This is a genomic window from Paraburkholderia sp. BL25I1N1 (genome assembly GCF_003002025.1).
In the GTDB taxonomy this organism is placed as follows: domain Bacteria; phylum Pseudomonadota; class Gammaproteobacteria; order Burkholderiales; family Burkholderiaceae; genus Paraburkholderia.
Window position 1 is genome coordinate 1 of record NZ_PVZB01000058.1, and the last position, 11147, is coordinate 11147.

Here is an 11147-nt window from a genome sequence, read left to right on the forward strand (position 1 = left end):
TGATGCCGTCTGGTTCTGGAGGGACCCACATCTCCGATGTCACTCCTGCTGCAGCCTCAGATTTCCGTGAAGAGAGGGCGGCGTTCATACCATCTATCTATATTGTGATATAGGAGTTTTTACCGGCGGAATATCATCTGCCTCCCCCGTCAACCGGGCGGCCTGACTTCTGACCTAACTTGGGCGAAACACCAGATGAACCCGTCACTCAAACTCGCGCAGCGGCGCTCGCAGGATCCGGCATTTCTGCAGGGCTATTTCTCTGGCGTCGGCCTGGACATGGGCGCCGGGCGCGATTCCGATTTCGGCTACGCGGATCTTTTTCCTCGCATCGAACAACTGATTGCCTGGAACGTGAATGAGCGTGACGTTATCTATATGGACGACGCGCCAGCCGATGTATTTGATTTCGTTCATTCAGATTGCCTCGGGCGTTTCGCCAATCCTCATCAAGTGCTCGCAAGGTGGCTCGAACTCATCAAGCCCGGCGGTTATCTGATTTTGACGTTGCCGACCGATTCTCGCGGCGAGGAAACAATCTCGCGCACCCTGACGGATGTCGATCATGAACGCACCTTCAGCCTGCATCGGCCTGACCTGGCGATTGCGGGTTCCGCGAATGCGCTCGACCTGGTGAACGATGCTTCGGCTGTTTCATCGTGCGAACGCTTTTGCGTGCTCTGCGAGTTCGGCGAGAACCGGCAAGAGGGTTTCGCTGACAGACAGCATCAGGCGTCCGCGTACGCGATAGAAATAGTGCTGCGCAAGCGCGATGTGCCTCGACTCTTCGACCTGGTGACTGCCATGCCGAGTGCGGAAACCGATTCGGCGATGCTGGACCTTTGCCGCGAGACGCTAAGACTGTATCCGTATCGACTCCAGACCTACTTTCACATCAACCTTGAACTGGTCCGTCGGGGTCTTTGCGATCAACTGGAGGACTTGTGGGACGAAAGTGTCCGACGACTCCCAAACGAGCGCTTGCCTCGACTCTTCAATGCTCTGATGCTGATTGCTGTCGGCAAACTCACCGAGGGTTTTCGTCGACGTGAGGCGCTGTTCGACGGCTCGGATTGGCGAGGCCGGACTACCGTGGCGCCGCCGGCTTATGCAAACTGGCATGGCGAGTCGCTCGAAGGGAAATCGATCGTTATCTGGAGCGAATTCGGGCTGGGTGACGAGATTTTCTTTTTTCGGTTTGCGCGGATTTTTCGCGAACGCTACGGGGCGGTGCGGGTGACGGTGGTATGTCAGGCGCCGCTCGTCGAATTGTTCAGGGCCTCGGGCGAGGCCGCGGCGATCTGCTCCGTCGAAGATGCGCCGCTGCTGCCGTTTCATGACTATTGGGTCTATCCGCACGCGATCCCGGTGTCGGCATCTCTCGACATCGATCATTTGCCGGACGTGGTGCCGTATCTGCGGGCGGGCGTCGCGCATACACCGATGGCCTTGCCGGGCAATCTGCAGGCATTGAAAGTCGGCGTGATCTTCAAAGGCGCGCCCACGCATGAGAACGACGCTGCCAGATCGTTGCCGTCGCTCAGCTGTCTCGATCCGCTCTTCGCGCTCGAAGACGTGGAGTTCTACATCATGCAGAAGGGCCAAGGCGAAGACGAAGCCGCCGACTACGCCATGCGCTTGCGCAACGTGCATGATCTCGGACCTGGTCTTCGTTCGTTTGGCGATACGGCAAAACTGATGGACGCGCTGGACCTGGTTATTAGCGTGGACACATCGGCGGCCAATCTGGCGGGCGCGATGGGTAGGCCGCTGTGGCTGATGCTGCCCATGCTCGGCGACTGGAGATGGCACCTCGAACGGGAAGACAGTCCGTGGTTTCCCTCTGCTCGCCTGTTTCGGGAACAAGGCAGAGGGTGGCCCGAGGTCGTGGAGCGGATTCGTTTGGCTTTGATCGAACTGCGGAACACGAGATGAGGGGCGGCCGCTCGCACGAAAAGAATGCATCGCGCCGGTGGCCGGCGCGTTGCGTGACTAATTGAACGGATTCTGCACGACGCCCGGCTTCGCATCCGGTTCATCCTTGACCTTCGCGGGCAAATGGCTTTGCGCCTGCAAGCTGGCCACGATCGCATCTACAGCTTCTTTCAGTGCCAATGCCGCCTTCAATCCGCGCTGATCCTGCGTCAGCTCCAGCGTGCCGTTGAGCACGATGCGCATTGTGCCGTTACTCACCGTCAACGCATCGCCTTGAATGTTGAGCACGTCGTCGTCATTCGAATAGGGTTTAAACACCTTTCAGTCCTCCCGGTCGCTGATCTTTGAGGTTCTCCGGAATGCCCGGAAAACGGATGCCCGATGCTGCTTCGAGTTCGTGAATCGTCTTGATGTCGTAACGATTCGTCGAGACGTTGTCCACTACCACGGCGAACGCCATCTTTCGCGACGGCACGTAGACCGCCTTGAACAACTGCGTCGGCACGAATACGCCCGTCGGTCCGATAGTCTGCAACTGCTGGCCGTTGAAGATCGGGCCGGTGACCACATAGGTATCGTCGTACGACACTGCGATTTTGCGCACCGACATTTCAATGCGCGCCCACAGGCGCTGATTGTTCTCGCGGTTTTGCGGCACAACGTTGGCCAGCGAGAACGATTGTGCCATCGCTTCCTGATTCCAGCGATTGCCCGCCGGACTCATATGACCGCGGTCGAATCCGCTGCGTTTGTAGTCCGCGAGCGTGGCGCCTTCACCGTCCGGCAGGCGCGCGTCTTCGAAGAACTTGTTGGTGCGCACCATGTCTTTGGCGGCCTCGATATGATCGCGCGTCAGATGCTCGGCGGACCACAGCGGACCGTGCGTGATGCCCGAATGCAGAACCGCGAAATCGCTATAACAAAGCATGCGCGTTTTCGACGCCATCTTCTGATTGCTCAGAACCGGCCATTGCGCGTTCGATGTGAATTGAGTGCAGGAAGGCGCTGCGCTGGCGTGAGCGGCAACGACGAACAACAGATAGGCAAACCACTTCTTCATGTGTCGGTCAGTCGAGGGATCGGGGGCGCAAGTATAGCGTTGCGAGCCCGTTCCGCGCGACGTGAAATACAGGAAAACACTGGAGGGGAAAACGGATTCGCGCGTTGAGCGCTGTCATGAAAACGATGCGGCCGCATGGCGCGCACGGCAACGTCCCACATCTTGCCGCACCAAAAAAAACGGGCCGCCTTGCAGCGACCCTAATGCGTGGACTTCCGACTCTACTCACGCAAACTTAAGGCGACCTTAAATGCGCGAGCGACGAAATCGCAATCAGGGAATCAAAAAAATGCGGCGTACGAACGCACGGACAAAATGACCCATGCGCTGCGGAGCGCCGCTCGCGCACGGAAATTTAGACCGATAAAAACGAGTGCTAAAACCTAATTGTCGAACACGCTGTGTTCGGCGCGGACCTGTTGGCGGTCCACTGCTTGCAAGCGCCAGAAACCGCTGGCCTGCGCGCGCGTCGGCAGGGCGGTCCATGCCGCGGCGCCTTGCGCGGCGCTCACGCGCTGCTTGCGGTCCACGTGCAATCCGCGCAGCGTGCACAGCGGCGCATCCGTGCTGGGCGCACAGAGAGTCGTCACGCCGTTATCGTCGCGCAGTTCGCCCCACGGGGGCAGATCGATCCCTTGATGTGCTTCTCTCGACCACCGGTGTTCGTCGATGTCGAGCCATAGCACAGCGTAATCATGGCTGACGGTGGGATCGGAACCGTTGATGAGGATGGTCAGTCGCATGGCGGGTTCCGTACAAATTGCGAAGTTGTGCTTTAACAGTCTATGCCGCAACGGGCGTTATGCAAGACAAACCGCATGACGATAAGGTACGAAAAAAAGGACGCACGCTGCGCACGGTTGTACGATAGCCGCGTCCTGTTAACGTTCGCGGAGGCTCGCCATGCTTCATCGATTTTTGCAATGCACAGTGATGGCGGGATGCCTGAGCGCGGCGGCGATTGTCAACGCCGCCGCAGCGGACAGTGCGCCGTTCGCGGCGCCCGCGCCGGTCGTGTATGTCGCCGACTTCGATCTGGACGTCGCGAACGTGACACCGGACAGCGGACCAGGCCAACGCGTGCGCCGCCTGCGCGGTTTGCTGCCGAGCGGACCCGGACCGATGGGCGAGGACAAGAATCCGCAGGATCATGCGAAACATATCGTGGACGAAATGGCGGAAGCGCTAACGGACGATCTGAAAAAGGCGGGCGTCGACGCGCGCCGCAGTGCGCCGGGTCAACCGCTGCCGGCTTCCGGTTGGCAAGTGCGCGGCGTGTTCTTGAGTGTCGACGACGGCAATCGCCTCAGGCGCGCCATGGTCGGATTCGGCGCCGGCCAGAACGACATTCAGGTGGCGGTGTCGTGCGACAGCCTTGCTACGCCTGATTTGCCGCCGCTGTATCAGGCCGTCGACGAAGCCGACAGCAAAGGCATGCCGGGCGCGGCCATCAAACTGAATCCGTACGTGATCGCCGCCAAGTTCGTGATGGCGAGCGGCGACGAGAAAAAGACGATCAAGAAGACGGCTCAACAGATCGCCGATGCGGTGGTCGAAAAACTGCACGGCGCCGCGCAGTCGAAGCCGCAATAGTTCGAGTTGAAATGCCTGAGGCCGCGCGCGCCGCAGGCGTTCGACTTTCGAACGTTCAAGCGCTCACGCCAGATCCAGCGTGCTCGTCAAATCTCCCAGCGGCGCGAGTCCGTTGCTTGCGAATGCCCGATCGCGCGCCACCACGCCATCGAGCGGCGCGAGCCCATGCACGCGGCTGATCAGTCGAAGGATCGAGTTGGTGTCGTACACGGTGTGATCGACGTAACCCTTTTTCGCCAGCGGCGAAATCACCAGCGCGGGAATCCGCGAGCCCGGGCCCCAGCGATCGCCCTTCGGCGGCGACACGTGATCCCACCAGCCGCCGTTCTCGTCGACGGTGACCACCACGACCGTGTTCGCCCATTGCGGCCCACGCTGAATATGCTCGATCACCGTCGCGATGTGAAGGTCGCCCGACGCGACATCCGCGTAACCCGCGTGCATGTTCAGATCGCCTTGCGGCTTGTAGAACGCGACCGTCGGTAAGCGTCCTGCATCGATATCCGCGATCAGATGGTTGGTCGACGCGTCGTTGCCGAGGCCGCCATCGCGCAGATATTTGCGCCGCGCCACCGTGCCCGGCGCGTAATTCGTGAAGTAGTTGAACGGCTGATGGTGATACTGGAAGTCGGGCACCGCACCGGTATCCTGATGCTCCAACGCGTACTGCCACGCGCCGCTATACCAGGCCCAGTCGACACCCTTGTCGGTCAGCCGGTCGCCGATCGTCGCGTAATTCTGCGGCGGCAGCACGCGCGGATTCGACAGGTCCGCGAAGGCCGGATTGCCGCCTTCGGCCGGCCGTACGTTGCTCGGTTGATAAGGCGGCGCCATCGTGTTGACGGCGTAGCCGTCGGCGGTGAACGCGCCGTCGTTGACGAATTTCGGCGGACCGTCGAGCGCGGAGGCGGGCGAGTCTTCCGCCTGCTTCAGCCGCGTGCCGGTGGGGTCGTCGCCGTCGACCACGGACACCATCTTCTTGGCCGGGCTGTTCTGAATGTCGGGATAGAACGGCGCCTGCGCCGAGATCAGGAAGATGTGGTTCAGCCACGAGCCGCCGAAAGCCGCCATGAAGAAGTTGTCGCACAGCGTGTACTGCTGCGCGAGATTCCACAGACGCAGCGTGTCGGCGGAATTACGGTAATGGCCCATCACCAGGCCGCCGGAATCGCCCCACGCGGCGAACTGATTGTTGCGGCCGGCGTTGATCTGCATCTGGTTCTGATAGAAGCGATGCACGAGGTCGCGCGTGATCACGCCGGTCGGCAGCGGCGCGCCCTGCGCGTCGGCGATATGGAACGGGCGGTTGTGCAGATTGACGATATCCTTCTGGCCGATCATGTAGCGCTTGCCGTCCACTTCCTGGGCTTGCGGCACGAGGCCGCCCCAGATGGCCGGCAAGCGCGGCAGCGGCGTCTTGCCGTCGCGGTCGAGTTGCAGATAACGTTCTGCGCTCACGGCGTCGAGCGGATGCTGAACGCCGGGGAAGTTGCCGTACAGGTTCGCGAAGCTGCGGTTCTCCGCGTAGATCACGACGATGTGCTTGACCTGATCGTGAAGCGCGGCGTCCAGACGCAGGTCGGCGGCGCTGCGCGGCGCGCCGGTGCTCGACATGCTTTGGTCGGTTTTGCAGCCCGTCAGCGCCAGTCCGATACCGACTGCTGCCAGGCCGGTAAGGACTCGGCGGCGGTCGGGGTCGTCGGGGCTGTCATCGGCGTTCGGCGGCAGGCTGGAGTCGTTGTCGGTCATCGGGAAGCTCCGAAAGGGCTGTGACGGACGCAGGCGCGCTGCTCGGGGCGGCGTGCGCGCGGCACCGGTTGCGGATTCGAGGTGGCCGGACGTTTCCGGCTAGGGGAGTCTACGCTTCACGCGCCAACTATTGTGTGTCGCGTCGACGGCAAGCAGAAGCCAGTGCCGCGTATCGACGGGGTGACGCTTTTGCGTGGCATAGCGGTCGACCATCAGTTCGAGTTCGTCGAGCGCGCGGCGGTGGCAGGTGGCATTGGCGCCGGAACCATCCGCGAATTCGACGACGGCAGCCGCTGCCCGGGCGAGTTCGGGCAAGTGCGCGGTGCGCACCGCACAGCCCGGATAAAGGTGCGAGTCGGCAACCTGAATCTGAATGGAATCGGACATGAGCGTGGCCTCCCGACGCTTGAGCGGAGCGAATGCGCGGCAGCGAGGCCTCGCGCAATGGACCGCTTCAAAAGCATAGCACCGCGTGAAATGGTGGCAGTGCAGCAATTGGCATGGTTAACCGCGACGCGCCACGCGCTATCATGCTGATCTGACCTTGATGAACAGTAGAAACGGCAGCCAAGATGGCAAAAGAAGAGCAGACAGGAGCGGGACGCAAGCAAGCGAAGCCACGCGGTGCGGCAGCGTCGATTTCGCAAGACGACGCGTTGCCGCGGGCCCAGGCAAACGACGCCGACTCCCAGGATTCCACCGACGAAGAGAGCGCCGGCGGATCGACTTATCTCGTGCCGGGCCTCGAGCGCGGCCTGCGCATTCTGGCGGAATTCAGCGCGCGCGAGCCGGTGCTCGGCGCGCCCGAATTGTCCAAGCGCATCGGCATTCCGCGCACCACGACATTCCGTTTATTGCAGACGCTCGAAGCGCTCGGCTTTCTCGAGCGCGTCAACGGCGACCGCTATTTCCGCCTGAGCGTCGCGGTGCTGAGGCTCGGTTTCGAATATCTGAGTTCGCTCGAATTGACCGATGTCGGCACGCCGATTCTCGAACGCCTGCGCGACGCCACGGGTCTGAGCACGCATCTGCTGATCCGCGATCAGCGCGACGTGGTGTTCGTCGCCAAGGCGCAAACCCATGCGCCGATGTTCAGCTCGGTGAAGGTCCATGTCGGCACGCGCCTGCCGGCGCATGCGACGGTGCATGGTCAGGTGTTGATGGGCGACCTGAGCTTCGAGGAATTGCGGCAGTTGTATCCCGAACCGCAACTCGAACGTTTCACCGAACGCACGCCGGCCACGGTTGAAGAACTATACGAACGAGTGCGCGAAAGCGCGGCGCTCGGTTATGCACTGAGCGAAGCGTCGTTCGAGCGCGGTATTTCTGTAGTGAGCGCGCCCGTGCGTGACCAGAGCGGCAAGATCGCGGCGGCGTTGACCGTCACGATTCCGCGTTCGGATATCGGCGAAACCGAAGAGCGCGAGCCGCTTATCGTCGCGGTTTGCCAGGCGGCGCTCGAACTGTCCGAGCGACTCAGCTACCGGCCGCGTCCAGACGATCCGACAGCGGTTCAGGCGCGCCGGAAGCAGGTAGCGGCGGGCTGATTCCGCGCTAGTTCAGCTTTCACTTCAGCGCTAGTCTGGCTGCGTTCGCAGCCGGACTAGCCGCATCAGATCACAACCCCAGCAGTCCCAGCAGAACCTCAGAACGAGTGATGGATGCCAGTCAGAATGATCGTCTGGTTCCGTCCACTCGACACACCCGCCGTAAAGAACGCCGCATCCGTATTCGAACCGGCACTCTCGTACAGAGCGTTCACATACAACTGCGTCGATTTCGACAACGCGTAAATGTCGCCGATTTCGAACTGCGTCCAGCGATGCCCCGCGAGCGTCGTCGTCGCGGCGCCGCCAGCCACGGTGTTAAACGGCGTGAACTGGTAATTTGCGCCGACGTCGTAGCTCTGATACGTGTCCGAGTGGCCGCCCGACTCCAGTTTCACGCGCGTATACAGACCGTGCACGAGCAGTTTGCCGAACTGGTATGACGCGCCCGCCCCCATGTTCTCGACCTTGTCCGCGGTGTAATTGGCTGCGGCCACGCCCTGGAAGTTGGTGATGCCCGTCGTGACGATCGACGGCGTGCGATTGTGCTCGTTCGCATACGTCGCGCCGGCCTTGAACGGACCGTTCGCATAGCTAAGCGCAAAGCTCAGCGTCTTGCCGGTCGAGAAATTGGTCGTGTTGCCGAGACCCATCATCGCGCCGACCTGGAAGCCGCTGAAACTCGCCGAACGGAATTTCACCGAATTGTCGAACGGCACCACGCCCGTGTCGGCGAGCTCGTCGATATTGCCCGGATGGAACGCGTACCAACTTGCCGCCAGATAGGCCGTGCTCAGCGGACCCAGCACATCGAAGCTGAACGGCGTCTGATGACCAAGTGTCAGCGTGCCGATCGTGTCCGAGCTCAGACCGACGAACGCCTGGCGATTGAACAGCACGCCGGCTTTGGCGAACGCGCCGGTGTTCGTATAAAAGCCGTTCTCCAACTGGAAAACCGTCTTCAGGCCGCCGCCCAGATCTTCCACGCCTTTCAGGCCCCAGCGGTCGGGCTGCATGTTGCCCTGTTCTTCCATCCACTTCGAATGGCCGCCGACATTGCTGATATACGCGACACCGGCATCCAGACTGCCGTATAGCGTCACACTGCTCTGCGCCCATGCGCCTGTCGTTGCGCAGATTGCCGTCAAGCCGGCTGCAATGATGTGCTTCACCGTTGGTTCTCCTGATCACACGACGGACAGCTCTCGCCAGATTCGTCGTCCCTGATCCTTGCTTTGGGTTGGATGCAGTTCTGCGCGGTTTCCGCCGAAACTGCTACGCTTTATGTTCCATCTATGGGCGTTTGTATCGCCTATGGAAAATTATAGTGAGTCTGTGGGTGGTCAAAATAAATTTTCGGACCCCGTACAAACCCGTATAAGGGCTGGCAGATACGACTGAAAATTTGGCTCGAACCTTGCGCGACAAGGCTCACAGAGCATCGCAGCGGTTCACGCTCGATCCGGAGACGTTGTCTTTCGAGCGCCACGCTCGGTGTTTTCCCCTACCGGCCGAGATTTTTATTTTCTCCGGCCAAACCCGCTCCTATAATTATCCATACACGAACTGATGTTCCTTGTATGGAACATAGAGCTTCAGGAGAAGGCGAGAAATGACTGAACAATGGCGCTGCGCCGGCCATGCCGGCGACCTGTCTGATGACACGCCGCTCGAGTTCAAACTCGACGGCGCCGAGATCGGCATCTACAAGGTGGGCGAAGCGCTGTACGCGCTGGAAAACGTCTGCCCCCATGCGTACGCATTGCTAACGCAGGGCTTTGTCGACGGCGACACCGTCGAGTGCCCGTTGCACGAAGCCGTGTTCCATATCCCGACCGGCAAATGCTTGAAAGAGCCCGGTGGCCGCGACCTGAAGGTGTACGCGGTGCGCCTCGCCGGTGAAGAAATCCAGATCAAGGTGGAATGACATGCGAGAGCAAATCGTGAACTTCAATCCTTTCCTGAAGCCGTGGCTCGCGCCGCAGCCGAATAACGTCGCGGGCAAGGGCGTGATCGAAAAGCCGGGCGAGACCGAGAACTTCATTTGGCAAACGCGCAAGGCCGAGCCGACCCAGTACGAGAACGACTTCGGCGATGCGCTCGAAAAAGTCTTCGAAGCGGGCGCGATCGAGTTGCAGGAAGTGGTCGACGGTCTGAACCGCGTCGGCTTCCGCACCCCGGAAGGCGGCACGTGGAACGCCGATCGCCTCGCCGCCGAATTCCGCCTGCTCGCCGAATAGGCGCGCTTTCCGAACACGTTCATCGCACTCGTACCCGGAGTCTCTTCATGACGTCCCCCAATACAACACAAGGCGCGGCCGATCCGATCCAGTCCTATCTGGACAAGGGCTTGCGCAACTACTGGTATCCCGTTGCACCGAGCTGGCAAGTCGGCGACGCGCCGGTCGGCATCACGCGTCTCGGTGATCAGATCGTGCTGTGGCGTGACAAGGAAGGCAAAGTCCGTGCGCTCGAAGACCGCTGCCCGCACCGCGGCGCGCGTCTGTCGCTTGGCTGGAATCTCGGCGGCAGCGTCGCGTGCTGGTATCACGGCATTGAAATCGACGGCAGCGGCGAAGTCGTCAAAGTGCCCGCCGTGTCGAACTGTCCGCTGGAAGGCCAGAAGTGCGTGAAGTCGTATCCGGTCGAAGAGCATGCCGGCGCGATCTTCCTGTGGTTCGGCGACGAAGCGCATAAGGAACCCACGCCGCTCGTGCTGCCGGAAGAGTTGGTCGGCGAGGAATACGCGAGTTTCCTGTGTATGTCGCACTGGAAATGCAATTACCAGTACGCGATCGACAACGTGATGGACCCCATGCACGGTGCCTATTTGCATGCGACGTCGCACTCGATGGCCGAAGGCGACAAGCAGGCCGACATGCGCGTGCGCAAGACCGAAACCGGCTTGATGTTCGAAAAGGTCGGCCAGCGCGACGTGAATTTCGACTGGGTGGAACTCGGCGAGACCGGCACGCTGTGGATGCGCCTGGCCATTCCCTACAAGAAGAAGTTCGGCCCGGGCGGCAACTTCGGAATCATCGGCTTCGCAACGCCGGTGGACGGCGACAACTGCCAGGTTTATTTCTGGCGCACTCGCAAGGTGTCGGGCTGGCAGCGCGACGCATGGCGCTTCCTGTATCGCAATCGCCTGGAAGGTCTGCATTGGGCGTGCGCCGTGAAAAGGCGGCGTTTTCCAGCGGGTGCAAGCCCCGCCCGGCAACCGCTCCAGCCGGAAGCAACTGGAGCAGTCATGGAGGTAACGA

14 protein-coding genes are annotated in these 11147 nt (G+C 61.1%); 6 read left to right on the forward strand and 8 right to left on the reverse strand.

Annotated elements, in window-relative coordinates; genetic code table 11:
* Positions 1-204: 204 nt before the first annotated feature.
* Positions 205-417 carry a hypothetical protein gene (locus tag B0G73_RS41710; RefSeq protein ID WP_258194179.1) on the reverse strand — a complete coding sequence of 71 codons (213 nt, stop codon included), beginning with the start codon at positions 415-417 and terminating at the stop codon, positions 205-207.
* A complete protein-coding gene (locus B0G73_RS41715; RefSeq protein WP_258194180.1) occupies positions 418-567 on the reverse strand; it encodes a hypothetical protein in 150 nt (49 codons plus the stop codon).
* Positions 568-756: 189 nt separating this feature from the next.
* Here B0G73_RS41715 and B0G73_RS39530 point away from each other — a divergent pair, with 189 nt between their 5' ends.
* Positions 757-1935, forward strand: coding sequence for a methyltransferase type 11 (locus B0G73_RS39530; RefSeq protein WP_258194181.1), 1179 nt, complete (start codon positions 757-759; stop codon positions 1933-1935).
* Between the two features lie 57 nt (positions 1936-1992).
* On the opposite strand, the gene B0G73_RS39535 is transcribed toward B0G73_RS39530, so the two are convergent.
* The 3 genes from B0G73_RS39535 to B0G73_RS39545 form a co-directional block, all read right to left on the reverse strand.
* Positions 1993-2253 carry a hypothetical protein gene (locus B0G73_RS39535; RefSeq protein ID WP_106286445.1) on the reverse strand — a complete coding sequence of 87 codons (261 nt, stop codon included), beginning with the start codon at positions 2251-2253 and terminating at the stop codon, positions 1993-1995.
* Positions 2246-2995, reverse strand: coding sequence for a DNA/RNA non-specific endonuclease (locus B0G73_RS39540; protein ID WP_106286446.1), 750 nt, complete (start codon positions 2993-2995; stop codon positions 2246-2248). Before B0G73_RS39540 ends, B0G73_RS39535 begins: the two co-directional genes overlap by 8 nt.
* 383 nt (positions 2996-3378) lie before the next feature.
* A complete protein-coding gene (locus tag B0G73_RS39545; protein WP_106286447.1) occupies positions 3379-3738 on the reverse strand; it encodes a DUF3564 domain-containing protein in 360 nt (119 codons plus the stop codon).
* A gap of 160 nt (positions 3739-3898) precedes the next feature.
* On the opposite strand from B0G73_RS39545, the gene B0G73_RS39550 reads away from it, so the two are divergent.
* Entirely contained in the window at positions 3899-4588 is a 690-nt protein-coding gene (locus B0G73_RS39550; RefSeq protein WP_106286448.1) for a DUF4410 domain-containing protein, read from the forward strand.
* A 63-nt stretch (positions 4589-4651) separates the two neighbouring features.
* On the opposite strand, the gene B0G73_RS39555 is transcribed toward B0G73_RS39550, so the two are convergent.
* Positions 4652-6337, reverse strand: a complete 1686-nt coding sequence (locus B0G73_RS39555; RefSeq protein ID WP_106286449.1) for an acid phosphatase — start codon at positions 6335-6337, stop codon at positions 4652-4654.
* Positions 6338-6436: 99 nt separating this feature from the next.
* Positions 6437-6724 (reverse strand): hypothetical protein, encoded by a 288-nt coding sequence (locus B0G73_RS39560; protein WP_106286450.1) that lies wholly within the window; start codon positions 6722-6724, stop codon positions 6437-6439.
* 185 nt (positions 6725-6909) lie between these two features.
* Here B0G73_RS39560 and B0G73_RS39565 point away from each other — a divergent pair, with 185 nt between their 5' ends.
* A complete protein-coding gene (locus B0G73_RS39565) occupies positions 6910-7884 on the forward strand; it encodes an IclR family transcriptional regulator (protein WP_106286451.1) in 975 nt (324 codons plus the stop codon).
* A 98-nt stretch (positions 7885-7982) separates the two neighbouring features.
* Here the strand turns inward: B0G73_RS39565 and B0G73_RS39570 are convergent, their stop codons facing one another.
* A complete protein-coding gene (locus tag B0G73_RS39570) occupies positions 7983-9056 on the reverse strand; it encodes a porin (RefSeq protein ID WP_106286452.1) in 1074 nt (357 codons plus the stop codon).
* A 440-nt stretch (positions 9057-9496) separates the two neighbouring features.
* Here B0G73_RS39570 and B0G73_RS39575 point away from each other — a divergent pair, with 440 nt between their 5' ends.
* The 3 genes from B0G73_RS39575 to B0G73_RS39585 form a co-directional block, all read left to right on the forward strand.
* Positions 9497-9811, forward strand: coding sequence for a non-heme iron oxygenase ferredoxin subunit (locus tag B0G73_RS39575; RefSeq protein WP_106286453.1), 315 nt, complete (start codon positions 9497-9499; stop codon positions 9809-9811).
* A 1-nt stretch (position 9812) separates the two neighbouring features.
* A complete protein-coding gene (locus B0G73_RS39580; protein WP_106286454.1) occupies positions 9813-10124 on the forward strand; it encodes a recombinase-like helix-turn-helix domain-containing protein in 312 nt (103 codons plus the stop codon).
* A gap of 47 nt (positions 10125-10171) precedes the next feature.
* Positions 10172-11147, forward strand: a 976-nt coding sequence (locus B0G73_RS39585) for an aromatic ring-hydroxylating dioxygenase subunit alpha (RefSeq protein ID WP_258194182.1), incomplete at its 3' end; no start/stop codon positions are given.